General features: G+C 45.3%; 24 protein-coding genes. 13 read left to right on the top strand and 11 right to left on the bottom strand.

All coding sequences use genetic code 11. The features are described from left to right. Window positions 1-28 precede the first annotated feature (28 nt). The 3 genes from QUB30_RS07440 to QUB30_RS07450 all read right to left on the bottom strand — a co-directional run bounded on the left by QUB30_RS07440 (window position 29) and on the right by QUB30_RS07450 (window position 4,841). Window positions 29-1,129 (bottom strand): saccharopine dehydrogenase NADP-binding domain-containing protein, encoded by a 1,101-nt coding sequence (locus QUB30_RS07440; protein ID WP_333039236.1) that lies wholly within the window; start codon window positions 1,127-1,129, stop codon window positions 29-31. A 495-nt stretch (window positions 1,130-1,624) separates the two neighbouring features. Then, window positions 1,625-3,322: a beta-carotene ketolase CrtO gene (crtO, locus tag QUB30_RS07445; RefSeq protein WP_333039240.1), complete on the bottom strand. Its 1,698-nt coding sequence runs from the start codon at window positions 3,320-3,322 to the stop codon at window positions 1,625-1,627. Between the two features lie 442 nt (window positions 3,323-3,764). Continuing rightward, a complete protein-coding gene (locus tag QUB30_RS07450) occupies window positions 3,765-4,841 on the bottom strand; it encodes a tetratricopeptide repeat protein (RefSeq protein WP_333331292.1) in 1,077 nt (358 codons plus the stop codon). A 174-nt stretch (window positions 4,842-5,015) separates the two neighbouring features. On the opposite strand from QUB30_RS07450, the gene QUB30_RS07455 reads away from it, so the two are divergent. The 7 genes from QUB30_RS07455 to pstB all read left to right on the top strand — a co-directional run bounded on the left by QUB30_RS07455 (window position 5,016) and on the right by pstB (window position 11,465). Further along, complete coding sequence (locus tag QUB30_RS07455) at window positions 5,016-5,342, top strand: YbjQ family protein (protein ID WP_006634531.1); 327 nt, start codon at window positions 5,016-5,018, stop codon at window positions 5,340-5,342. A 269-nt stretch (window positions 5,343-5,611) separates the two neighbouring features. Next, a complete protein-coding gene (locus tag QUB30_RS07460; protein ID WP_333331295.1) occupies window positions 5,612-6,235 on the top strand; it encodes a hypothetical protein in 624 nt (207 codons plus the stop codon). Between the two features lie 323 nt (window positions 6,236-6,558). Then, complete coding sequence (locus tag QUB30_RS07465) at window positions 6,559-7,716, top strand: sulfate ABC transporter substrate-binding protein (protein WP_333331299.1); 1,158 nt, start codon at window positions 6,559-6,561, stop codon at window positions 7,714-7,716. Window positions 7,717-7,766: 50 nt separating this feature from the next. Continuing rightward, window positions 7,767-8,756 carry a PstS family phosphate ABC transporter substrate-binding protein gene (locus tag QUB30_RS07470; protein ID WP_333331302.1) on the top strand — a complete coding sequence of 330 codons (990 nt, stop codon included), beginning with the start codon at window positions 7,767-7,769 and terminating at the stop codon, window positions 8,754-8,756. Between the two features lie 18 nt (window positions 8,757-8,774). Beyond that, complete coding sequence (gene pstC, locus QUB30_RS07475; RefSeq protein WP_333060006.1) at window positions 8,775-9,719, top strand: phosphate ABC transporter permease subunit PstC; 945 nt, start codon at window positions 8,775-8,777, stop codon at window positions 9,717-9,719. Window positions 9,720-9,724: 5 nt separating this feature from the next. Further along, the gene (gene pstA / locus QUB30_RS07480) at window positions 9,725-10,621 is read left to right on the top strand and encodes a phosphate ABC transporter permease PstA (RefSeq protein WP_333060007.1); all 897 of its coding nucleotides are present in this window, start codon (window positions 9,725-9,727) and stop codon (window positions 10,619-10,621) included. Window positions 10,622-10,658: 37 nt separating this feature from the next. After that, window positions 10,659-11,465: a phosphate ABC transporter ATP-binding protein PstB gene (gene pstB, locus QUB30_RS07485; protein WP_333331306.1), complete on the top strand. Its 807-nt coding sequence runs from the start codon at window positions 10,659-10,661 to the stop codon at window positions 11,463-11,465. Window positions 11,466-11,664: 199 nt separating this feature from the next. Here pstB and metH read toward each other — a convergent pair whose 3' ends face one another. Continuing rightward, entirely contained in the window at window positions 11,665-15,216 is a 3,552-nt protein-coding gene (gene metH / locus QUB30_RS07490; RefSeq protein ID WP_333331309.1) for a methionine synthase, read from the bottom strand. Between the two features lie 86 nt (window positions 15,217-15,302). Between metH and QUB30_RS07495 the strand changes: the two genes are divergently transcribed. Both QUB30_RS07495 and QUB30_RS07500 read left to right on the top strand, forming a co-directional pair. Next, on the top strand, window positions 15,303-15,866 hold the full coding sequence (locus QUB30_RS07495) for a type II toxin-antitoxin system Phd/YefM family antitoxin (RefSeq protein WP_333331312.1): 564 nt from the start codon (window positions 15,303-15,305) through the stop codon (window positions 15,864-15,866). 103 nt (window positions 15,867-15,969) lie between these two features. Further along, window positions 15,970-16,593 (top strand): type I restriction endonuclease, encoded by a 624-nt coding sequence (locus QUB30_RS07500; RefSeq protein WP_333331315.1) that lies wholly within the window; start codon window positions 15,970-15,972, stop codon window positions 16,591-16,593. 71 nt (window positions 16,594-16,664) lie between these two features. On the opposite strand, the gene QUB30_RS07505 is transcribed toward QUB30_RS07500, so the two are convergent. Together QUB30_RS07505 and QUB30_RS07510 are read right to left on the bottom strand one after the other, a co-directional pair. Then, complete coding sequence (locus tag QUB30_RS07505; protein ID WP_333331318.1) at window positions 16,665-17,402, bottom strand: hypothetical protein; 738 nt, start codon at window positions 17,400-17,402, stop codon at window positions 16,665-16,667. Between the two features lie 105 nt (window positions 17,403-17,507). Then, window positions 17,508-17,657, bottom strand: a complete 150-nt coding sequence (locus tag QUB30_RS07510; protein ID WP_333331321.1) for a hypothetical protein — start codon at window positions 17,655-17,657, stop codon at window positions 17,508-17,510. 128 nt (window positions 17,658-17,785) lie between these two features. On the opposite strand from QUB30_RS07510, the gene QUB30_RS07515 reads away from it, so the two are divergent. Together QUB30_RS07515 and QUB30_RS07520 are read left to right on the top strand one after the other, a co-directional pair. After that, window positions 17,786-18,586: a hypothetical protein gene (locus tag QUB30_RS07515; RefSeq protein WP_333331325.1), complete on the top strand. Its 801-nt coding sequence runs from the start codon at window positions 17,786-17,788 to the stop codon at window positions 18,584-18,586. A 13-nt stretch (window positions 18,587-18,599) separates the two neighbouring features. Further along, entirely contained in the window at window positions 18,600-19,121 is a 522-nt protein-coding gene (locus tag QUB30_RS07520; RefSeq protein WP_333331328.1) for a DUF488 domain-containing protein, read from the top strand. Window positions 19,122-19,166: 45 nt separating this feature from the next. Here QUB30_RS07520 and QUB30_RS07525 read toward each other — a convergent pair whose 3' ends face one another. Both QUB30_RS07525 and ispE read right to left on the bottom strand, forming a co-directional pair. After that, window positions 19,167-19,526, bottom strand: coding sequence for a DUF3082 domain-containing protein (locus QUB30_RS07525; RefSeq protein WP_333331331.1), 360 nt, complete (start codon window positions 19,524-19,526; stop codon window positions 19,167-19,169). 190 nt (window positions 19,527-19,716) lie between these two features. Next, window positions 19,717-20,694 carry a 4-(cytidine 5'-diphospho)-2-C-methyl-D-erythritol kinase gene (gene ispE, locus QUB30_RS07530; RefSeq protein WP_333331335.1) on the bottom strand — a complete coding sequence of 326 codons (978 nt, stop codon included), beginning with the start codon at window positions 20,692-20,694 and terminating at the stop codon, window positions 19,717-19,719. Window positions 20,695-20,784: 90 nt separating this feature from the next. Between ispE and QUB30_RS07535 the strand changes: the two genes are divergently transcribed. Then, on the top strand, window positions 20,785-22,173 hold the full coding sequence (locus QUB30_RS07535; protein WP_333331338.1) for an ATP-binding protein: 1,389 nt from the start codon (window positions 20,785-20,787) through the stop codon (window positions 22,171-22,173). 90 nt (window positions 22,174-22,263) lie between these two features. Here the strand turns inward: QUB30_RS07535 and QUB30_RS07540 are convergent, their stop codons facing one another. After that, complete coding sequence (locus tag QUB30_RS07540) at window positions 22,264-22,746, bottom strand: hypothetical protein (RefSeq protein ID WP_333331405.1); 483 nt, start codon at window positions 22,744-22,746, stop codon at window positions 22,264-22,266. Continuing rightward, entirely contained in the window at window positions 22,722-23,582 is an 861-nt protein-coding gene (gene rsmA / locus QUB30_RS07545) for a 16S rRNA (adenine(1518)-N(6)/adenine(1519)-N(6))-dimethyltransferase RsmA (protein ID WP_333331341.1), read from the bottom strand. Before rsmA ends, QUB30_RS07540 begins: the two co-directional genes overlap by 25 nt. A 264-nt stretch (window positions 23,583-23,846) precedes the next feature. Between rsmA and galK the strand changes: the two genes are divergently transcribed. Continuing rightward, window positions 23,847-24,926, top strand: coding sequence for a galactokinase (gene galK, locus QUB30_RS07550; protein WP_333331344.1), 1,080 nt, complete (start codon window positions 23,847-23,849; stop codon window positions 24,924-24,926). Here galK and QUB30_RS07555 read toward each other — a convergent pair. Further along, window positions 24,916-25,290, bottom strand: coding sequence for a signal peptidase I (locus tag QUB30_RS07555; protein WP_333331347.1), 375 nt, complete (start codon window positions 25,288-25,290; stop codon window positions 24,916-24,918). The genes galK and QUB30_RS07555 overlap by 11 nt on opposite strands. Between the last annotated feature and the right edge of the window lie 71 nt (window positions 25,291-25,361).

Here is a 25,361-nt window from a genome sequence, read left to right on the forward strand (position 1 = left end):
TTTAAAGTCCTATAAATAACCTAAGTAACTACAAAACCACCTGCTCTATGTCTAGTTTTCTGTTCTGCATAGCGCGTTCAAATAGCTCAGTAGAAAGAGCTTGTTCGACAGACCAAATGCCAGGTTTTTCCAGTTTACCTTCTAACATTAATTGAGCGATGCTGCCAGTACCAATGCCAGTAGCGACGGCAGCATTGGGGTGTATCGCTGTCGAGCAAACTTTAGCGGGTTGACCGTTTTTGAGACCAGTCACTTGCGATCGCACTGCCACACCAACCCCACTAAAACTATTAGTAACACTGGTCATCCCATAACTGACGTAGGAGAGAAATTCAATCACGGAGTTATTTTTGAGCCAGCTAGCAGGCCAATACTTGGCAACAAACCAGGTAAGGTGATTGTAAAGGTCGGGAGACGTACCGAATTTAGTCACAACTGATTTGACGGGGAATGTTTCGGGCAAAGTGATTGCTTCCGGCATATCAAACCAGTAAACCCCTGTTTTGCCGTAGGGCGCGGGAAATTCAATTGTTTCGCGATCGCTGTAGGGTTTTACTTGGTGCCACTTGCGCTCTTCCCAAACCTCAAAAGGAGTTTGCAAGCCTAAAAAAGTAGTTCTCATGACGGTAACGCCAGCGCCGCCAGAACCTCCGACTACATAACTCAAATGGATGTGTTCTGCTTCATCTAATTGTTCCACATCTCGGCGCACCATGCTATTAGACACACCGGGGAAAATCCCCGTATTAATAATAGCCGTAATCCCAGCATTTTTAGCAGTTTCGCGCAATTCTAAAGCTCTGCGAGTAAAACTGCGGCTGTCGCTGACATCAGTATAATTAACACCTGCTTCTATGCAAGTTTTTAATACACTAGCGTCTCGGTAGTGAAAAGGCCCGGCACAGTGAACGACGAGGTTAGAGGATGAAACCGCTTGGTGCAGGGCTGCACTGTCTGCTAAATCTAAAGCTTGATATTGCACCCTATCCGGTGGCAATTCCGGCGTAATAGAGCCTTCAGGGTTGCGTCCGGTAATAGTAATTTCTGCATCGGTATGGGTAACAAGGTCTTGGGCAACGCTGCTGCCAATTCGTCCCCGCCCACCGACAATCAAAACTCGGTTTGCCATCGCTAAAAAAAGGGTAACGCCACTTCTCAGTTTCTCAACTTGGGGCCAGCGTTTTCATCCGCATAAAGTATGAATTTATGAGAATGCGAGATGGTGGGGGATCGGCGGCGATCGCCCTGATATGCCGATGGGGAAAGACTTCTACCAGCGACTTGCCTGTTCTGCTAAATTAGTGGTTTGGCTGCGACACTAAGTTCAAAAATGGCTTCAGCGTTAACTTGTTCTTCTAATATTGAGAATTTTATCGAGGGAATATACTATCTGATCCAAAAATATTTTAACAGATTCGATCAAACGCTAACTACCGCCACCGAGCGCGAAAGATCCACAGGATTTAGAAAGGGTATTGAGGGCGATCGCAAATCGTTTTCCCTTCACAGGGAATCAACCCGAAAAAATTCTCGCAGTCGCACACTGATAAATGAATACAAACAAACGCAGATAACGCTCCCATTCATCTGCGTTTATCTGCGTTCATCTGCAGTTCAAAAAATCTTACTTCTCATTACTCCGAAATACCGACTTACCCTTCGCTTTCAGAGTATTAGCCGCATCTGCGAAAGTCTGGGCGAAAGGCTGCTGCGAGTGCATGAAAACGCGAGCGGTATTGCGTCCCGGCATACCCGAAATCGAGCCGCCCGGATGGGTCCCAGCCCCCGTGAGGAACAAACCGTCGATCGGCGTTTTGTAATTAGCCAACTCCGGCAGAGGACGGAAAAAGATCATCTGATCCAGTGTCATGTCAACGTGGTAATAATTCCCCTTCAAAGCCCCCAAACGTTCTCCCAATTCCGCCGGACTTTCCACGCGGCGGCCGATAATTGACTTCTTGATATTCGGTGCATATTCTGCCAATTTGTCAATACAGCGATCGGCAACTTTGTTTTTCAGCTCATCCGTCCACCCCGTACCGTGCTGGCCGGTTCCTTCAGCATTTTCGATCATGTAAGGAGCAAAAAATTCAATCCAAGCTGTATGATGTCCGGGGGGAGCCATTGACGGGTCTCGTACCGTCGGAAACACTACATACATCGATGGGTCAGAGTCGGGGATTCTGCCGATTGAAGGGTCGCTGTGAGAAATTTCAACGTGTCTCACCGAGTCTGCAATTAAAACCGAACCCATTAAATACTCGTCCCGATGATTCCAGCGATCGAACTTGGGCATTTCATTGAGAGCTAAGTCTATTTTGAGAATAGTCTCGTTGTTGTTAACAATTTTGCGCTCCAATCTTTCCCGCAAATCCGGGTCGGCACTGTCAACATCGCTGGAATCCATTAAGTGCAGAAATAAGCGCTTAGCATCAATATTAGAAATGACACCTTTTGTAGCGCGGTATTCCGTGCCGCCGGCAACTCGAACTCCCACAGCGCGACCGTCATCAACTAATATTTTCTCGACGTGCTGGTCGGTAAGTACCACACCTGAATAACTTTTGACTAAATTGAGCAGCGCTTGCACTAATGCACCCGTCCCTCCGCGCGGTCTTGCCATGCCGGGATTGTGCCTCATTGCTAGCATAATTGCGCCTACAGCCAGGGTTTTTTGCGAAGGAGGCGCGCCGAGTTCTGCGGCTAATCTTGCTAGGGGTGCTTTGATAAATTCCTCGTCAAACCACTCGTTGAGAAGGTCTTCAGCGCTGGTGAGCATCGTGCGAATAAAGTCCAGCGTTTTGTCGGGGGAACCGATGACTGACAATAAATCTTTGATCTTTGCAATATCGTAGTTGCCCAGAATATCTATGATGGATTTTGGTGGCGCATTAAACATCGGAACCATTGCACCTAAAGCCCGCTGCCAAAAGTCTGTATATTCGGCATATTTTTTAGCATCGCGCTCGTTGTAGCGGGCAATTTCAGCACAAGTTTTTTCTACGGATTTGTGCGCTAAGAAATATTTGCCATCGGGATGCGGACAAAAGGCCACTGGATCGCAGAAAAGATATTCTAAACCGTATTTTTCCAGTTCTAATTCTTCTACAACTGGCCCTAAATGGATAAACTCGTGGTCGATCGCGCACAAATTGAATTTAAAATCGGGTAATTCGGGAATCGCAGCTTCGGTAGTGGCCGCACCGCCGGGAACCGAACGTTTTTCTAACAAGAGGACAGTATATCCAGCTTTGAGGAGATAAGAGGCGCAGACCAGTCCGTTGTGACCTGCTCCTATGATAATTACATCATACGTTTGCATAGATGAAGCTCTGGGGATAGGATATTTTGCTTATTTTACAAAAGTTAACAAGTTTGCCGTCTCTACCAATAGAAATAGATTCATTTTCAGTAACCAGTTTTAGCATTTTACAAAAGATGGAGCTTTTACCAAATGCTGCTGGGCGAGCGCCCTTATTTCCTCTTGAATTTACAGAGCTATGGCTCTTGTCAACTCGCGCCAAAATTATACTGCATTTAGCCGCGTTTATCTCCGTTCAATTAAAAACTTAAGCAAACTAAGGAAGAATAGGGAATAGGGAATAGGGAATAGAAAAAGTTTTGAGGTTGCTTCCTTCCTCGCAATGCTGCGATTGCCAGGAGTTAAGCCTTACTAAAATTACTTACTCAACACTCAAAACTACTAGCCAATTACTAATTGATAATTGGCAATTACCAATTACCAATTAGTACATTGAGAAATATTACTTCAGTTGCTGGAGCGCTACCTCAGCTTTTTGTGCGCCATCATTGTTGCCTTGCTGGCGGTAAGTGTCGAGGGCTTGTTGAAAAGCTTCAATTGCTTCGGATTTGCGATCGCGCGCTTTGAGTGCCGTACCCATATTGTAATAAGCTTCAGCCCGGTCTGGATCGAGCTCGATCACTCGCCGAAAAGTGGTAATCGCTCCTAAAAAATCTTGTTTTTCGAGTTGAATTTCCCCGATACCGGAGTGTGCTTCCACTAAATTCGGTCGCACCGCAACAGCCCGCTGATAAGCTACCAGCGCTCCGTCTAAGTCATTTTGAGCCTGGAGAAGTTCGCCAATTTCTAACTGCACTTCTGGATTCCGAGGCTCTAGTTTTGCTGCTTCTTCAAAAGCTACCAAACCTTCGGAAGTGTTGCCGCTCCGCAGCAAAGCAGTACCTAATTTTAACTGGACACCAGCTTGTTTGGGAGCGAGTTTGGCTGCTTGTTGGAGCACCGTAACTGCACTGGCAAAATTTCCCTGCTGGATCAATACTAAACCCATTGAAGAATAAGCTTGCCAACTTTTCGGATCGAGGGCGATCGCCTCTTGGTATGCTTTAAAAGCCCCGCTGTAATCTTTTTGCTGAAAGAGTACCACTCCCAGACCGATCCGGGCATTGACATTTTTGCGATCGAGCACTGCGGCGCGGCGGTAAGCTGTGGCTGCTGCGGGATAGTTTTGCAAATTCGCCATAGCATATCCTAAGGCGTATTGGAAGTCAGCATTGTTCGGTTCCAGACCGATCGCTTGTTGGTAAAATTCCACTGAGGCTTGATAGTTGCCTTGACGCGCTTCTAAATAGCCAATACCAGAAAAAATGCGCGGGTTTTCTGTATCTAAACGCGCCGCTTCCTGATAAATGGCGATCGCCTTACTGTAGTCCCCTAAATCAACAAACTCGCGCCCTTGTCGCAGCAGAGCATCTAAACTTGAATCATTTTTAGGTTGAACTTCTACTGATGTTTCTGCTGAGAACGCTATCTGCGGCGCTGCGACAGCGAATCCCGCTACCAAAAGTGTACTGAATACCAAGAGACTTTTTTTGTGCACGGCCATTTGTTTCAAAGAGTGTGTGGAATGAAAGGGCGAGTTGCTGTCAGCTTAGCAAGCTGACAACTTATGGTTTACCAGGAATCTTTGAGCGGCGAGATGTAGTAAATCTACAGAACAAGACCCACTCAAAATTTTCGCGACTGAGGCCAACTGATGATTGTAACAACAACTGATATCATCCAAGGAGCAGAAATTCAATCTTACCTGGGAATAGTAACTGCTGAGGTTGTCTACGGCACCAACGCCCTGCGAGATTTCTTCGCGGGCATTCGCGACATCATCGGCGGGCGCACCGGCAGTTACGAGGAAGTGTTTCTCAAAGGACAGCGAGATGCCCTCGCGGAACTGGAAAAACGGGCCCAGCGCCTGGGCGCGAATGCCGTAATCGGGGTGGAAGTTGACACCGGCACGATTAATGTAGACTCGAACGGGGCTTTGCTGCTGATTACTGCCGTTGGAACGGCTGTAAGATTGCGTTAAGCTGTATTTTCTGTATACGTCCGCATTTCCTGTATACATCCGGGAACTTTTCTAACGGGATAAAATAGTTCTCATTCATCAGTCATCAGTCATCAGTCATAAGCTAATAGCGGCTGGCTGAGGGCTGATGACTTTTTCGTTTCTTTCTTCAGACATAGATACTGGTTATTTCCCCAGGCAGATATAGTTTCTATCAATCTCAGCCACAATCAATGCTTAGGTGAAAGATTGTTAAAAATTAAAGCAACTCTAAGAGGAAAGAAAAACCTATGTCATACGTAAATAGACCTGTAGATAACGTTGTTAACGAACCCGTGGTTGTGAATTCAATGATGGAATACCACGATCGAGTACGTTGGGGCCCGATTTTTTCAGGTTTGGTAATTGCGATCGGCACACAACTGGTGTTAAGTGCATTGGGCGCTGCGATCGGGTTGAGCAACATTGCTAATTCAGGAGCTCCGCGCACTATTTCAGGGGACGTGGGTGCCGGCGTCGGAATTTGGTCAATTATCAGTTTGTTAATTAGCTTAGCAGTTGGCGGTTGGGTAACTGCTCGCGCTTGCGGTCCGATGAATCGCAACACAGCGCTTTTGAACGGAGCAATTTTGTGGGCAACTACCTTAACAATCGGCTCTTGGCTGTTAGCAAATGGCGTGGCCGGTACTTTTGGTGTCATCGCTGCGAATGCGGGAGAAGCGATTAATCAAGCGCAGCAGGGCGGGGTGGATTTGCCGAACCGAGCACCTAACGTATCTGCTCAGGATGCTCGCAATATTGCTGGTAATGCTGCGAAAGCTGGTTGGTCGTTTTTGTTCGGCTCGCTATTGGGTTTAGTTGCTTCGATGGTAGGAGCATCTGCAGGTGCACGCACTCCGCGCCATCACTCGTAAAAGTTTGGTCAGACAAGGAAAGTTCATATTCATTAAAGCACTTTTTTTAAGGTGCTTTTTTGTTGGTTTCTCGTTCCCAAGTTCTACCGGGGAACGCATTTCTTGAGGCTTTGCCTCGAGGTTTTTAAAGTTAGTCAGTTCTAACTGTTTAGCGACCACGGCGGGCGGGTGTGAGTTTGGACTCTTTGTCATGGTAGCGCTAGGTTAAGACAATTTATTAAAAAAATATTAAGAAAACTGAAGACTCTAATTTGATGACTCTATACTCCTAAGAGTAACTACGAAAACCTGATAGAAATACCGTAGTTAAAGAAAAAGTATCGGTGAATCAACAACAAGTTTGGCAAAATTCAGTGACTTCGATCGTTCAGTCTCTAAAATTTGCGATCGCAGCCAGTTCCCAATTGGTGCGATTTTCAGGGCAATTTCTCAAACAAGCCCAGCATCTAGGACGCTCATTCCAAGCGTACATCGTCTTGTTTTTACTAGGTGTAATTCTAACTGCGTCAATTGCTGCTTGCTCTGCAGCGAGTGGGGCCAATCAAAGCGAGGTCAAGCTCAACCTAGTTTCCTTCTCAGTGACGAAAGCGGCCCATGACCAAATCGTCCCTAAATTTATTGAAAAGTGGAAGAAAGAGCACAACCAAAACGTCATTTTTGAACGCAGTTATGGCGGGTCTTTAGCGCAAACCGACGATATCATTGCCGGCAAACAAGAAGCCGATGTGGTGCATCTTGCCCTCCCATTGGATGTGGTTCGCATCGAAGAAGCTGGTTTGATTAATTTTGGCTGGGAGGACAGAGTTCCTAGACGGGGAGTAGTGAGTCATTCTGTGGCGGCAATTGTCACCCGAGAAGGCAACCCCAAAGATATTCAAACTTGGGCAGATTTAGCCAAAGAAGATGTAAACGTGATTGCAGCAAATCCTCAAACATCGGGTATTGGCGTTTGGCAATTTTTAGGTCTGTGGGGGTCAGTAACCCAAGAAGGAGGCGAACCTCAACAAGCCCTTGATTTTGTGGGCAAAATCTATAAAAAGATTCCCACCCTAACCAAAGATGCCCGCGAAGCCAGCGACTTATTCTTCCAACAAGGTCAGGGAGATGCCTTAGTCACCTATGAAAATGAAGTGATTTTAGCTGGAACTGGAACGAACCTACCCAAAACCAGTTACTTTGTTCCTCCCCTCAATATCTCTATCGATAATCCCGTGGCAATAGTTGATAAAAACGTTGATAAGCATGGAACGAGAGAAGTGGCAGCAGCCTTTGTCGATTTTCTCTATTCAGACGAAGCTCAGCAAGAATTCGCCAAATTAGGCTACCGTTCGGTCAATCCCTTTATCGCTCAAGGCGGCCAGGTGCAATTTCCCCCAATTAAAACTTTGTTCAATGCTCAAGATTTAGGAGGGTGGTCCTTGATAAAAGAGCAGTTTTTTGCAAACGGTGCCATCTTTGACCAAATTAAGGGAAAGTTCTGAACCTAAACGCCTAATTCACTTTCATTTTTCCAAACTTACACTCAAATGCTATGAAATTTTTTCGTTGGTTTTACCTAATCCCTCTCATCGTCATGGGCAACCTGATGACGAGTTGTGGCAATTCAGGAGATAAGGAACAGCAAATCAGTATCGATGGTGGTGCTGTGGGCTTTAGCGTTTCCCTCGCCGTCGCCGAAGAATACCAAAAACTTTATCCCAATGCCCAAGTCAGCGTGGCTGCCAGCGGCACAGGGGGAGGGTTTAGCAAGTTTTGCGCCGGAAACCTTGATATTGCAGGGGCTTCTCGCACCATTAGAGAGGAAGAAATCAAAAAATGTGCCGACAAAGGAATCGAATTTATTGAACTGCCGATGGCTCTTGATGGTCTGGCGGTAGTGGTTAATAAGGAAAATAACTTTGCCAAATGTCTAACGATTAAAGAATTAGACACAATGTGGAATGCCAAATCTGAAGGCAAGATTACCAGTTGGAAGCAAATCAATCCCGACTTTCCCGACGAAAAACTGTTGCTGTTTGCCCCTCCTTCCGATACAGGAACCTTTGATTATTTCACCCAAGCCGTAACGGGTAAAAGGAAAAATAGCCGTACCGACTTTACCCCCAGCCGCAACCAAAATACCCTCGTGCAAGGGGTGATTGGCAATAAATCGGGAGTGGCTTATCTGGGAATTGCCTTCTTGCTCCAAAACCAAGACAAATTGAACGGGGTGGCGATTGAAAATGCGGATGGAAAATGTGTTAAACCAGTTCCCCTTGATAACGTTCTGAGAAATATCTATAGCCCCCTCTCTCGCCCCCTCTTTATCTACGTCAATAAAAAAGCCCTTGAAACCAATCCTTCCCTTGAAAGCTTCGTGAAATTCTATCTAGAAAATTCTTGGAAATGGGTAGATGGTGTGGGCTATGTGGCGTTACCCGATGAAGCTTATGTGAAAACTAAGCAAAAATTTGAGCGGCGTGAAACCGGAACGAAATTCAAAAAAGCCAAACCCGGTGAACCCATTACTAACTTTATTTAAGGAGGAAATCTCAAGCCCATGACCCTAACTCCTAGTTCCTTTGATGACTCCCTTTTCGCTGCGGACGACTCCTTGCTTAAGAAGGGTTCTGAAGATGTCCCAGAAAAGATTATTGCTGCGGTTTTATTTGCCTGCGCCTTCGTGTCCGTTGCCACAACCTTTGGTATTGTCTGGATCATTTTCCAAGAGACTTTGGGTTTTTTCCAAGAAGTGTCCTTAGCCCAGTTCTTTCTGGATACCCGATGGACTCCCCTGTTTGCCGAGGCCCATTTTGGCATCTGGCCGCTGCTGAACGGAACGTTCTTAACCTCTGCGATCGCTATGGCTGTGGCGGTTCCCTTGGGGTTGTCTTCAGCCATTTACCTGAGTGAATATGCCCAACCGAAAGTGGCAGCCGTGTTACGCCCTGCTGTGGAGTTATTGGGGGGAATTCCCACAGTAGTTTATGGTTACTTTGCTTTGCTTTTTGTCACTCCGGTTCTGCGGCATCTTTTCCCCTTAGAGATTTTTAATGCCCTCAGCGCTGGGTTAATGATGGGCATTATGATCACCCCCACCGTCGGTTCGATCAGCTTAGATGCCATTCAATCGGTTCCCCGTTCTCTGCGGGAAGGTTCCTATGCCTTGGGCATTACCAAACTAGAAACCATTTTTAAAGTGGTGCTTCCGTCAGCCTTGTCTGGGATTATGGCTTCGATTATTTTAGGCGTTTCCCGCGCAGTGGGAGAAACCATGACCGTTCTGATTGCGGCTGGATCGCAGCCTCGCATCACCGTCAATTTCATGGAATCCGTCGCCACCCTGACCGCTTTTATGGCGGAGATTTCGGGGGGAGATAGTCCCAGGGGTAGCCTCAGTTTTAAGACTTTGTATGCGGTGGGAGCAGTTCTGTTCCTGATTACATTGTCTCTCAATATGGCCAGCTTCTGGATTTCTAGTCGCTTTAAGGAAAAATACGACTGATTGCTATGGTTAAATCAACTTCAACAAACAATTCCGTCAAAACTGCCGAATTTACCGATAATTTAGAACGCCGAGAAGCGATCGGTAAAGTCTTTGAGTATCTATTCTTAATTGGGTTACTCATTGGTTTATTTGTCCTCGCCTTACTGGTTCTTAATATCCTTCATGATGGACTTGGCAGATTGCTAACACCGGGGTTTCTCACGGAAACGCCTTCCCGTTTTGCTGAACGCGGGGGTATCCGTCCAGCCATTATTGGGAGTTTCTTTCTGGGACTGATCGTCCTTCTGGTGGCGGTTCCCATTGGTGTAGGGGCTGCTTTGTACCTAGAGGAATATGCCCCTAAAAAGTGGTGGACTGCCGTGATTGAGATAAATATCGGGAATTTAGCGGGGATTCCTTCTATTGTCTATGGCTTACTGGGTTTAGGGGTCTTTAACTATTTACTAGGGTTTGGGCCTACCTTGATTTCGGGGGCATTAACCCTTGCCCTATTGTCTTTACCTGTGATTATCGTCACGGCGAGGGAGGCCATCCGCGCCGTTCCCGATTCCCTGAGAAATGCTTCCTATGGACTGGGAACTACCAAATGGCAAACCATTCAACACCATGTCTTACCCTATGCCATTCCGGGAATTCTTACGGGGGTGATTATTTCTGTCTCCCGCGCTATGGGGGATGCTGCTTCTTTGGTGGTCGTGGGTGCTGTCAGTTTCCTCACGTTTAATCCGGGTTTATTCCAAAGATTTATGGCGTTACCCATTCAAATTTTCAGCTATATCACTCGTCCTGAACCGGGGTTTGCCAGTGCAGCCGCAGCGACGATTATTGTGCTGATTATCTTGATTTTGGCGCTTAATGGCGTCGCTATCTATCTGCGCCAACGCTATTCCAGCCATTAATTAAGTTGAGTTGTCAAGATTAAGGAGACTATTTCAGATGACTGACAGTAATACCAAACTCAAAACGGACGATAGTGCGTTTGATGCAGAAGGCGTAAAGGTTTATTACAATGGCTTTTTAGCCCTTGTCGATGTCTATATCAAAATTCCCCGTCAAAAAATTGTGGCCTTTATCGGCCCTTCAGGCTGTGGCAAAAGTACCTTATTGCGTTGCTTCAATCGCATGAATGATTTAATCCCTGGTGCCAAGGTGGAAGGGAAACTCATTTACCGCAACCGTAATATTTACGATCCGCAAGTGAATCCCGTCAAATTGCGGCGACAGGTGGGAATGGTGTTTCAAAGGCCGAATCCGTTTCCCAAGAGCATTTATGAAAATATTGCCTATGCCCCCAGAACCAACGGATATCAAGGAAATCTGGATGAATTAGTGGAATCTTCCCTCAGACAAGCAGCTATCTGGAAAGAGGTTAAGGATAAGCTGAAAGAGAAAGGAACGGCGTTATCTGGGGGACAACAACAACGGCTTTGTATTGCCCGGGCGATCGCTATGAAGCCCGATGTTTTATTGATGGATGAACCTTGCTCTGCTCTCGACCCCATTTCTACGCGACAGGTCGAAGAACTGTGCTTAGAACTTAAGGAACGATACACAATTATTACGGTGACTCACAATATGCAGCAAGCGTCAAGAATCGCGGATTGGACGGCATTTTTCAATACAGAAACGGACGATGGAGGCAAACGACGCGGCAAATTGGTGGAGTTTGGTCCCACTGAACAAATTTTCGGTTCTCCCCAAACCAAAGAAGCCGAAGAGTACATTAGTGGACGCTTTGGTTAAACGCAAGTGTCAGATTTAGGTGTTACGCATTGTCAGCAATGATATTACCTTCTGGGCCAATACTCCGGACAGTTTTGGGAACGATACTACAAGCTTTACTGCTCTAAGTGGAGCCAGAGCCTCCGGATCTGCGTTACCAGGAAGAGCCTGGTAACGAGTATAATTCACGGAGGAATGTGCGCGGGGCGCACCCTCGAAATTAAGCGGTGAAGTATTTGGCGGCTGGGTGATAGGTGATGATTGCGGTTGTTGATTGTTCCGGATAAAGTTGTTCGCTTTCATCCATGTAGAGGTTGATGCGATCGCACTTTAACAATTCCAGTTGCTTGTACTGATCAGCCATATTCGGACAAGCGGGATAGCCGAAACTGTACCGCGAACCGCGATATCTTTGGGCTAGCATATCGCGAATGTTGTCCGGTTCCTCGCTACCAAAGCCCAATTCCCGGCGAATTCGCGCGTGAGTCCATTCTGCTATTGCCTCCGCTGTCTGAACCCCTAACCCGTGAAAGTAGAGATAGTCGGTATATTGATGGTTAGCAAACAGCTTTTGCGCGTACTCTGTAGCAATTTCTCCCACTGTTGCTACTTGCATCGGAAATACATCGATTTTACCCGATTCTTTTGGCGCAAAGAAGTCGGCAATGCACAGCCGGCGCGCCGATTTTTGGCGGGGAAATGTGAATGTTGCAGCGGGTGTCGATACATCTTGCCCGCCAGCCATGATTTCTGGCTGATACACATACAAAGAATTGCCTTCAGCTTGACAGGGAAAATACCCGTAAATTGCTTGTGGCTGCAGTAAATTTTCGGTGATAATTTTGTGTTTCCATTCCTCCAATTTCGGATAAACTGTCTCAGCTAAGAAAGCATCGTATTCTTCCCGCGATTGGTCTTTTGGCTTGCGGAACTGCCACTGACCGGCAACTAAAGCTTGCAAATCTAAGTGCCAGAAAATTTCCTCAAAGGGGATGTCTTCTCCCTGCAACAGTTTCGTGCCCCAGAAAGGAGGAGTCGGGCGATCGATATCTGCTGCCACTGCTTCGGATCGCCTGGTATCTATTACCACAGGAGTGTCTGCTTTCTTCGCATCTTCGACAGAAGTTTCGGGCGAAGTTTTAGCTTCTTTAACCGCCCCATTGTCATCCTCTATTTCGTCTAAAAATCCTTGCAAATCTTCCCATTTCCCAGCAGATTTTGCTGGCATGAGTTTGTCCATAAAGTGCAAGTCGGAAAACGCATCTTTGCCGTAAATAACTTTACCTTTGTAAGTATTTTGGCAGTCTTCATGCACAAACTTGGGAGTCAAAGCTGCGCCGCCCAAAATTACCGGAACGGTAATTCCTTTCTGGTTGAACACTTCCAGATTCTCTTTCATGAATGCGGTGGATTTTACCAGCAAGCCACTCATGGCGATACAGTCGGCTTTGTGCTTCTCGTAAGCTTCGATGATATTGTCAACCGACTGTTTAATTCCCAAGTTGATCACTCGGTAGCCGTTGTTTGACAAAATAATATCAACTAAGTTTTTGCCGATATCGTGAACGTCGCCTTTGACAGTAGCGATGATGAATGTGCCTTTGGCATTGTCCCCAGATTCGGACTTTTCCATGTGCGGTTCTAAATAGGCAACTGCCGCTTTCATGGTTTCTGCTGACTGCAAAACAAATGGCAGTTGCATTTGTCCCGAACCGAACAATTCTCCGACTACTTTCATGCCGTCTAGCAAGAAAGTATTGATAATGTGGAGGGGCGGATAGGTTTCTAATGCTTTGGCGAGTTGGATATCTAGTCCAATGCGTTCGCCGTCGATGATGTGCTGCTTCAGGCGTTCTTCTACCGGAAGGCTTGCGTCTTCTGTACGATCGCGCTTGGTAGTTTTGCCCGCAAACACCGTTGTCAGCTCGCCCAAGGGGTCGTAAACGCAAATTTCGCCGTCAAACTCCCGTTCGTCGTAAATGAGTTTACGGCAGATTTCTTGGTGTTTGGGGTCGATTTTGGCGAGGGGCAAAATCTTATTAGCGCTGACAATTGCCGAGTCCATCCCCGCTTGCATTGCTTCGTGCAAAAACATGGAATTCAAGACTTGCCGCGCCGCCGGATTCAAGCCGAAGGAAATGTTAGAAACTCCTAAAATTACGTGACAACCGGGCAATTCTTGGCGAATGCGGCGGATCGATTCGATGGTAGCTTTGCCGTTTTTTCTGTCTTCTTCAATCCCGGTAGAAATTGGCAAAGCTAGGGTGTCAAAAAAGATTTCTTCGGGAGGAATTCCGTAGGCGACTGCCGCGTTATAGGCGCGTTGGGCGATAGCAAATTTTTTGTCTGCGGTTCTCGCCATTCCATCTTCGTCAATTGTACCGATAACTATGCCCGCGCCGTATTTTTTCGCCAACTCCAAAACTTGATAAAAACGCGGTTCTCCGTCTTCGTAGTTAGTGGAATTCAGCAAACATTTGCCGCCCGCAACTTTTAAGCCGGCTTCCATCTTTTCCCATTCTGTGGAATCCAGCATTAAAGGGAGAGTTGCATTAGTCACAACGCGGGAGACTAATTCTTTCATGTCTCGCACGCCGTCGCGGCCGACATAATCCACGTTAACATCGAGAATGTGCGCGCCTTCTCGCACTTGTTCCCTAGCCATTGCTACTAAACCGTCCCAGTCTTCAGCGTTTAGCAAATCGCGGCATTTTTTGGAACCGCTGGCGTTGAGTCTTTCGCCGACAATTAAGAAGGAATTTTCTTGTTCGTAGGGTTGGGCGGTATAAATTGAAGCGGCGGAAGGTTCCCAAGTAAATTCGCGGATTTTGGGTTTAAGAGTTTTGCCAATTTCTGATAGTTCGCGGATGTGATCGTAGCGGGTGCCGCAGCAGCCGCCGATGACTTGCACGCCTAAGTCTTCGACAAAGCGCATCAAGGCCATCTTTAATTCTATTGGCGTGAGTTTGTAGTGCGCGTGTCCGCCGATGTTTTCGGGTAAACCAGCGTTGGGGACGCAGGAAACGACGAAGGGCGAATGTTCGGAAAGGTATTTGACGTGTTCGGCCATGCGATCGGGCCCGGTGGCGCAGTTCAGGCCTAAAATGTCGATCGGGTACGGCTGCAAAATGGCTAGGGCGGCGCTGATGTCGGAACCGACTAACATTGTGCCGGTGGCTTCCATTGTGACTGATACCATTAACGGAATTCGCGCACCTTTTTTCTTAAATACTTCTTCAATCGCATTTAATGCTGATTTAATTTGCAGCACATCTTGACAAGTTTCGACAATAAATAAGTCAACGCCGCCGTCATAAAGTCCTTCTGCTTGTTCGGCAAAAGCGGCGGTGAGAGTGTCAAAATCAATGTGTCCTAATGTTGGCAATTTGGTGCCTGGCCCGATCGATCCTGCGACAAATCGAGGTTTTTCTGGCGTGTCAAATTCGGCGGCGATACCCTTGGCGAGTTCGGCGGCAGTTTTGTTGAGATAATATGCTTTGTCTGCTAAATCGTATTCGGCGAGTACGATGGAAGCGCCGCCAAAGGTGTCTGTTTCGATGACATCGGCCCCTGCTTCGAGGAATCCCCGGTGCACGTTGGCGACGGCTTCCGGTTTCGTGTGGACGAGATATTCGTTGCAACCTTCGTATTCTTTGCCGCCAAAGTCTTCTGCGGTGAGGTTTTGGACTTGCAGGTTGGTTCCCATTGCGCCGTCGAAGACGATGACGGGGCGTGAGGGGTGGTGGAGGCGATCGAGGAATCTGCTATTCATAAGCGGCAAAAAAAGGCAGGTGCTATATATTTACAATTTTATCTATTGTGCAATATTGTCAACAATTGTGTGAATGTTGGGAACTAATGACTGAAGGATTTAATGCTGCTGACAATAGTTTGCTCGTACCTGTAATTTTACCGCTGGCCCTGGATAATTGTCAAAATTCTGTTGTGGGCGAGGCTGCAGGGGGAAAACGGGCGATCGGCTGCGAGGGGTTTTTCCGGTTAACTGTTGAGGAATTTTGCCAAAATGCGATCGCCACAATTAAACGAGTGATGTTTAAGGGCGATCGGATTCTATTACAGCAAGCCGGGGAAGATATCGCCGCGATAATTTTGGAAGCAGAGTTTCACAAGCTAGATTATCTGATGGCAGAACTCCAACCTTCACAATTCTTGCCTGAAGAAGAATCTTATTATGAAGATGAGAAGGGAATCCGCTGTATCTACCCGGACGAACTTTTAGAGGACTTTGATAATATCTTAGCAGATGTAAAGGAATTTGATGAATTATTTGGCTTGTTACCCACAGAAGAAATGGGAGAGGATGTTGATATTTTTATGCCTGTAGCTATCCTCATGTCGGCAAAGAGATTCTGGATACCGGAATACTTAATGGCTGACAAAAATTTGGTGGGTAAATGCTAGGATAATAGTATTTTACATTGTTGGCTCGCAAAAAGAAAAGAGAAAAATCAAAAGATGAGCGTAGCAATTGATATAATCAAAGAAAAGGCAAGGAGATAAAATTATGGTGGAAACAATTCAAGCTCAAAATATAATCCTCTATGACTTAGAAGCAAAGTTTGGTTTACAGCGGATAGACGACGAGCAATTTTTCCGGGAATGGCAAGATAATTTAGCGGAACTAACAGACTCGGAAAAGCAAGCACTAGATGAAGTAACAGCCGATTATATGCACTTGTCCAAGTATCCAATACTTGAGCCAGTTGTTAAATTGGTTGTGCTTGCTCCGCTGTTAAGACTAGCCGGTTTTTATCGCGCTCCTTTTTACTTGAGTGCGGAAAAAGAGGTGATAATTGAATCTGAAGATGAGGGAACAATTGTCAGAGGACGCCTTGATTTACTGGTTTTTACCCCAGATTTTTGGGTATTGGTAATTGAGGCAAAGAAGGCACAATACTCGCTAGAAGCCGGAATTCCGCAAGCTTTAGCATATATGCTGGGAAATCCTCATCCTGAAAAACCTGCTTTGGGATTTGTCACAAATGGGATTGATTTTATTTTCCTGAAAGTGACAAATCAAGGAATACCTAAGTATGCTGAGTCGTATTCTTTCACGCTGCGAAGCAAGGATGGGTTGTACACCGTCCTGAAGGTGTTAAAGCGCTTTGCTCAATTATTCAGGGAATAGGTTTTTGTGTTGCCAAAAGTAGGTAAGGGCGAGCGCTCTTATGGAGGAAAAGCGATTCTGTAACTAAAGCATTAAGATTTCTTTCTCATCCTTTTGTTGGAAGCTCTTTTAGGCAGTCGCTTAATTTCACTTTCCCCTCCTGGAAATTCTACTTCTTCTCTTATTTCTATATCTACACTTTTAACATCGCTTCCGGTCATTTCTTCCTCTTCATCACTTCCCTCAGACTCCCCTAGATTTTCTATTAACTGCACGTCCAACCCAGAATTTTGAACCTGCAATTGTGCGCTTTCTTGAATAATTTCAGTTTCTCCAATTCCCTGCTCAATTTCCGCCGCTGCTAAATTTCCCTCAGTAGCAGGAAAGTTATCAATTTCTTGACTAATTTTATTTTCTCTGATTTCCTTCTCTACTAGCTGCATAGATAACTGCTGCTTTTCCCTTGACAATTCCTCAACCTTAGTCGCAAGCATTCTAATCTGTTCGTTAAGAACGCGAATTTCTCGGTTTTGCTGCTGAATCATTTCTTCGGCATCAGCAATAGTTCGATTTCTATCTAATATCACCTCATTTCTAGTTTCTAATTCCAAAGCGCTCATTGCCGCTTTAATCACATTATAAAAATGTGGCTTAGATACATCAACTTGTTTAGCATTATGGCGACTTTTTCCCAAAAGTCCAATCTTTTCACCTTGCTTAACAGCCAAGACAAAACCTTGATGATTTTTAATTTTTAATTCTTTGACAAAATCAACTTGAACTAAACTGCAAATATATTTGTGACAGTCAAAATAAAATTCTGCTTTCATAAAAAAGCACCCCTTTCTGCTAGAGTCCCGCAGAATTATACCACGAACAGATTTTTTGCGGGAAATAAAAAGAAATAAATAATCGATAGCCCATTTTGGTCACAACTAAATTTCATCATCAACAAAATCTTCCGGCAACTCTACCACACCCGCAATCAACTTCCAACAACGGTAACCTCCCTCCCAATTATCGCGCCGCCAAGGCATACCCAAACTCACTGTTACCAAACAAGCTTTTTGCGGTCGATACCCCAATTTTAACCATTTGGGACATATTACTACTCATTCTGGAGAATGTCTTGGCTATTGCCATAAATTATAGTTTATGGTATACATAAAGGGATGACTAGCTATTGTCCGAAAAGAGATCATAACTACATATTATGGAAACAAAAAAAATATTAATTGCAACTAAGACATATCCATCAATTAGTACAAAATACCGAGAAACCGTATGCACAGCGGGAGTTATATTGGATGAGGAAGAAAAACCACTGAAGTGGGTTCGCATTTATCCTATTCGCTTCCGACAATTAGATTTCGATCGGCGCTATCCAAGATGGTCTATTATAAGTGCTAAAATTGAAAGAAATGATAAAGATTATAGAGTGGAGAGTTTTCGGATAGATGATGAATCAATAGAAGTTGTGAAAAAAATTGACACGAGTAATAACTGGAGTGAACGAAAAAAAATTGTTTTACCACTACAGTTCAGATCGATTCGGGATATACAAAATCAAGATAAGTCTCTAGGGATTATTAAACCACGAACTATTAAAAAGTATTTCTGTGAAGAAACCACACGTGAGTGGAGTCCAAAGCAGCAAGGAGTTATCGATCAGTTAGATTTGTTTGAGCCAACAATAGAACTTGAAAAAATCCCATATAAGTTTGGGTATAATTTTATTGATGAAGATGGCGACGAACATCGGTATAGTATTAGTGATTGGGAAATTAAAGAACTTTATAGGAAATGTAGAGATAAATCTCAGAGTTTAACCCCACTTGCCAAAGAGCATGATGCCCTCGAAAAAGTAAGGCAAAAACTAGAGGTTGAATTTTTAGGCAATAAGGATTTATACTTTATAGTAGGAAACTTAAAAAACTATAAAAAAAGTAATTTTATGATAATTGGCTTATTTTATCCGCCCATAGTTTCTCATTCTCAGCTTACCTTGTTCTAATTCTAAAATTACGATGGATAAACTTATTTGCACCAAAAATCAATCTTCTCAATCCCCCCTAATTTCTCTTAGCACGACGAGTGAAGAGGAAGTTGAAGATTTTTGTAAGAGATGTCATGAATCGGAACTACCTGAAAATGAATACATCTTTACTTTTGGTTATGGAAATCGCAAAAACTACGACTTATTTTTAGCATATCTGCAAAATTATGATATTAAATATGTCATTGATGTTAGGAAAAATCCTCGCGCTTGGACTCGCAGATGGTATGGGGATAAAATTGAAGAATTTTGCTTTTCACAAAACATTGAATACATTTCCAAAATCGATTTAGGAAATACATCTGGCACCCCAAAATGGATTCCGCCCAATCAAAAAAAAGCCAAAGCTGCTTTGCGTGAAGTTGCAGAAATCACTAAGCAAGGCACAGTTCTATTGTTATGTGCTGAAATGAATCCTGAGAAATGTCACCGGGTAAATGTTGCTGAGAAATTAGCCAAATTAGTTCGACTACCAGTTAAGCACTTGCCGTGACAATAAATAATTGCACTGATATTTACTTGGTAAGAGACATAACGCTTAAACACCAGAAGAGCTATCGGGTTTTTTTACCAAATTTTGAATCAAAATTTGCACGGCCAGCAGCATCAAACCCACAGCCGCCATAGCAAAAACACCAGTCCCCAAAGCAGCCATTCCTACTACCAAAGTTCGCACGGCTACCGAAATTTTAATCGCAGTAATATTGTCCGAATGAACTGGCTTACTTGCAAAACTTTGAGCGATCGACATAGTTAGCGCGTACAAAGGTACTGCAAAGCTGCCCGCCATCAGCGAACCAGTCAGGCACCGCAATACCGTCGGCGACTTGGGCGGCAAAGCATCCTCAGCAGAAGTTGGAGGTTGAGAACTAGAATTAGGATTAGTTAAATCAGCCATTGCGATTTTAGATTTTAGATTTTAGATTTTAGATTTTAGATTTCTGGTTAATTAACCAAAACTAAAAGCTCTGTTGGATGACATTTTATCAGTTCTTCGCTCTCAATAGACTCTGCGCAAAGTTAGATTCATCTTGACCATCACCTGTCAAACAGGTTTAACGGGCGATCGCGATCGCATCATCTTCGATTTACACCCTCGGAATCGGCGCTTTTACATCATTTTCCTCCGAAAAAATCCGAATCCCAGTATTGCTAAACTGTGCTACCCAAAAATCCAAATCGGGAGAAGCGATCGCACTTTTAACCCGTTCTAAAACTTGCTGAGCCTGCTCTGAAGACTCCGCCAGCGCAAACACCGTCGGCCCGGAACCCGACATCATCGTTCCCAAAGCCCCCGCCGACTCAAAAGCCTGCCGCAACTGCAACACCTGCGGGTACACGGGCAAAGCAACTTTTTCTAAATCGTTGTGCAGCAATTGACCAATTTTCGATCGATCTTTTTGGGCGATCGCCCCCACCATCGGGCCCGAATGCAGCCGTTCCCGGCGGCACTCCAAATCTTCCGCTGCACAATAGGAACTACTGAACTGCTGGCGATAAGTTTGATACGCCCATGCCGTAGAAATACTGAGATTGCGGTACTTCGCCAACACCACAGAAAAGCCCCCCAAATCAGGCAGCGGCGACAGTTTATCTCCGCGACCAGTTGCCAAAGCCGTACCTCCAGTAATGCAAAAAGGCACATCCGAACCCAAAGTTCCCCCCAACTCTTGCAACTCCGACTGAGTAAGTCCCAATTGCCACAGCAAATCCATCCCGACTAAAACCGCAGCAGCATTTGCCGAACCGCCGGCGAGCCCCGCCGCCACCGGAATCTGCTTGTGAATGGCAATCTCGACTCCGCCGTATTTCGCCAAAGCATCGGGGAATTGCTTCGCCAACAAATCCGCCGCCCGGTAGGCCAGGTTATTCTTATCAGGAGGGACTTGCGGGTGATCGCAGCGCACGCGAATCGTGTCCGTACCGATCGGGCGCAAGTCAATTCGATCGGCTAAATCTATACTTTGAAGTACCATCGCCAGTTCGTGATATCCGTCGGGGCGATCGCCTATGATTTCCAAATACAGATTGATTTTTGCTGAAGCTAGCAGAGAATATGAACGCATAGGTGATTAAGCCGCAGGTGAAAGAAACCCCTGGTTGAAATTAATTGACACCAGTCCGAGTCCATTTTCTCACAACTCAAAGGAAAAATTATGCAGGAAATGTGGAAAACTTTTTTTAGTTCCGGGCCATTTATTCCTCACGGTCACTGCTATCTCTGGCAGACCCCGTTAGTCTGGCTTCACCTTACCTCAGATTCGATCATTGCACTGGCGTATTTTTCCATCCCGATTACATTGGTTTATTTTATTTCCAAACGCGAAGATTTACCCTTTGATTGGATCTTTGCGATGTTTGGAGGCTTTATCGTCGCCTGCGGGATCACTCACATATTTGAAGTTTGGACGCTTTGGCATCCTACCTATTGGATTTCAGGAACAATGAAAGCAATTACTGCCATGATTTCATTTGCTACAGCCATACTTTTGGTAGACTTAATGCCTCAAGCCCTAGCACTTCCCAGTCCCGCCCAGTTAGAATCCGCCAACCGACTCCTAGAAGCGGAAATTGTCGAGCGCCAATTAGCCGAAGCTGCACTACAAAAAGCTAAAGAAGAATTAGAAATTCGAGTTGAGGAACGCACCGCAGAGTTAAAATGTCAAACTCAACAGCTCGAACAAGCATTGTCTGAATTGAAGCAGGCTCAATCCAACCTCATCCAGAGCGAAAAAATGTCATCTTTAGGGCAATTGGTCGCTGGGGTTGCTCATGAAATCAACAATCCGATTAACTTTATTTACGGCAATGTTACTCCCGCTCGCGAGTATGCCGATAGTTTGCTAGAAGTGGTCAATATCTATCAAGAGCAGTATCCCAATCCCCTACCCGCAGTTAAAGAAAAACTCAAGTCTGTAGATTTAGATTTTATCAAATCTGACCTGCGCCAAATATTAATTTCTATAAAAAAAGGTGCCGAGCGCATTCTCGGTATTGTCAAGTCGCTGCGAATTTTTTCTCGCCATGATGAAGCAGAAATGAAATTAGCCGACATTCACGAAGGAATTGACAGCACACTGATGATTTTGCAAAGCAGATTGAATGCTAATCCGGGTTTTGCGAGCATTCAAGTTATCAAAGAATATGGCAATTTACCCCAAATAGAGTGCTATCCCGGACAGCTAAATCAAGTATTTATGAATATCCTGGCTAATGCCATTGATGCTTTAGAAGAGGACAGCCACAGCACGTCGATTGCAACCAATGAAGCTAATCCCCGCCTGATCAAAATTTCTACTCAAATTCTAGAGAGTCAAGTGGTAGAAATCCGAATTAGCAACAACGGGTCAGAAATAACAGAATCCGTGAGGAACCAGTTATTTAATCCATTTTTTACCACTAAACCAGTAGGCAAAGGCATAGGATTGGGTTTATCGATCAGCTATCAAATTATCACAGCAAGACATAAAGGCGAATTGCAGTGTATTTCTGCACCGGGGAAAGGTGCGGAATTTATTATTAAAATTCCCATGAGCCTGCAATAAACACGTTAGATAGTTATGTTTGAGGAAATGCAAACAATAAAAACACAATTTGAATTTCGCCGATCCACAGAAGTTAGGCAACGGCTGCCATCAGCGCACCATTGCTCTCAAAGTCATTACAACTATTGCGCCGTCTCCGCTAACCCACTCAGCCTTGATGTCTCTTAAATCTGGTGACATCGTTCCACGATAAACCATTGGAATAAATCCATCCTCCTTCTCAGAATATATCTCTTCCATCACGAAATTTAAGCTGCGAATATTGATGAGCACTCGAATTTTAGACTCATAAACCTCTTGGGTTTTCTCATTCACAAATCTTTCGATTCCGTTCAGTTCAATATCGCTCTCATTCAATGCTTTTGAATCGGAAATAGAGACCACAACACTCCATGATTCTTGAGAATTTACCCATTGGTATGTCCCTGAATATTTAGTGGGTAAAGATTGCAGTACTGTCTCAACATTCCGTACTGTCTCAACATTCATTACTGCCTCAACATTTTTCTGACCAACAGGGGGCGTAATCGATAACAATGACACGAAAATTAGGATAGTAAGTCTCTTAAACATTCCTGACTCCCATTCAAATGACTGGACATAATATTATTACTCAAATTTACCCATTGCTCCACGCTTAAATCTTCAGCGCGAGATTGAGGATTTATCTGTAACTCTTCTAGCAATTGAACGAGTTTATCTAAATCCACAGCCCCTTTCAAATTGTTTCGCAGCATCTTGCGCTTGCTACCAAAACCCAACTTAACTAAATTTTCCAAATAGCGCGGATTAACCGCCGCAGTTTCTATCTGTCTGGGAAGCAGCCGCACCACGGCAGAATCGACTTTTGGCGGCGGAAAAAAGTCTTTAGAGGGTACATCGCAAATTAACTCGCATTCTGCTAAATACTGCACCCGCACCGACAAAGCGCCAAAAGCTGTCGAACCCGGTTTAGCGTAAAGCCTTTGGGCAACTTCTTTCTGCACTAACAGCACGATCGCATCGAAGGGTTTAGCAGCAGGAACAGATATCGTTCCCAGCAGTTTTTGCAGGATCGGGCCGGTAATATTATAAGGAATATTGGCAACAACTTTATTGGGATTTTGGAATTTTGGAAAAGCCGTTAGTTCAGCATCTAAGTCCATTTCCAGGATGTCGCCTTGCAGCAGTAAAAAATTGTCGGTTTTGCCGAGTTGTTTGGCTAGCTTGAGACACAAATCTCGATCGATCTCCACAGCAACAACAGACTCAGCCGCAGGCAGCAAACGCCGAGTCAAAATCCCCGTCCCCGGCCCAATTTCTAGGACGCGATCGCGGTTCAAAGAAGCCGCTTTCACAATCTTATCTAAGGCTTTCTCGCTTTTGAGCCAATGTTGAGCAAACTGTTTCCGGGGTCTGGTCGATCGCATTTTTTGAATTTTTGGAGAAATCTTAGCCTGTCATTTTATCACAGCTCTATATCTTTTCCTAACCTAGGGTCATGTTTATTTTTGTTAACAGGGGTTGAATTCACCAAAAAAATTGGGCACTATAATAAGGACAAACGATAAAAAATAAATTTATTTCTTCCCCATTACCAACAGCACAACACGGAAGGCACGGATACACGGATAGCTGTTTTTCCAAATAACCAATAACAAATAACCAAGAACCAATTACCAATTTCCCCAACAATGAAATTCCAACGAGTATTTGGTACATTACCCAAAACCACAGCCAGCGCCCCCGGCAGAGTAAACCTGCTGGGCGAACACACAGACTACAACGATGGATTTGTACTTCCAACAGCGATTCCCCAGCGCACCACAGTACAAATCGGCTTCAGCAGCGACGAGCGACACCATTTTTATTCAGCAGAATATGACGAACTCATAAATTATTCAGACGACGATACCATACCGCAAAAATTCGTCAGTTATATCTGTGGCTGCCTGAGACTTTTAGAAAAAGAAGGATACAAAATACCGCCAATAAATCTCTACATTACCTCGACTGTGCCGATCGGAGCCGGTTTGTCCAGCAGCGCCGCTTTAGAAATAGCAACCCTCAGAGGACTGCGCGCGCTGCTGAACCTGCCCATAGACGACGTGCGGCTAGCTCAAATCGGACAGCAAGTCGAAATCCGATATGCCGGCTTGAACTGCGGGATCATGGATCAAATGGCGTCGAGTTTAGCAGACACCAACACCATGCTATTGATCGACACCCGCAGCCTCGAATGCCGCCCGATACCTTTTCCCACAAACACAGAAATTTTAATAATTGACAGTGGCGAAAGCCACGAACTGGCAGCAGGAAGCGGCTACAACCAGCGACGCGCCGAGTGCGAGGAATCCGCGCGGATATTGGGAGTTAAAGCTCTGAGGGATATCGCCGACCCCCAAGCTGTCGAAGTATTGCCGGAACCCCTCAGAAGGCGAGCGCGGCACGTCGTTACCGAAAACAACCGCGTCCTCGAAGCGGTAAAATCTGTGCCAGCAAAACGTTTTGGCGAGTTAATGAATGCTTCCCATGCCAGCCAGCGCGACGACTACGAAGTTTCGGTGCCGGCAGTAGACACGCTGGCGGCCATCTTGCAGTCAATCCCCGGAGTCTTCGGCGCAAGGCTTACGGGCGGAGGTTTTGGCGGTGCTTGCGTAGCGCTGGCGGAGAGTGGGAAAGCCGGTGTTATCGCATCAGAGGCGATCGATCGCTACCAGCGCGCGGGTTATAACGGCCGCGTTTTGGTTCCAGAAGTTAAAGTTAATTCTTAATTCCAGAGCTATCTCCCGACAGGGAAGGCCACCGCACAGTCACGATAACTGAATCCTCCTCGGCCGACCAATAATGAGGCACTCCCGGCAGCCAGAGAGCATAATCTCCTTCGCGAGAAAGCAAGATTTCTTGCTCTGGAAATTGCAGGCGAAACCGCCCTTTTACCAGGATAGAAAGCGTCGTGGCTGCCGCATTTACCGCCCACTGAGTCCTACAATCTCCGGCGGGGTGAGTGCCCCATTTTACTTCTAAAACAGAAGTCGATCGCGGGTCATCTTCAGCCGTCATAAAGTGACCCGCAAACCAACCGCCCCGACTTGCACCTTCAGCGCCCGCATTTCCAAACACCACTTGAGATGACATCAGCTAATCAGGTAAACAACAAAGATGTTATATCTGACATCTTGCACCATTTTCAATAAGCTTTTTATGGG

This window comes from Microcoleus sp. BROC3 (assembly GCF_036702515.1).
In the GTDB taxonomy this organism is placed as follows: domain Bacteria; phylum Cyanobacteriota; class Cyanobacteriia; order Cyanobacteriales; family Microcoleaceae; genus Microcoleus.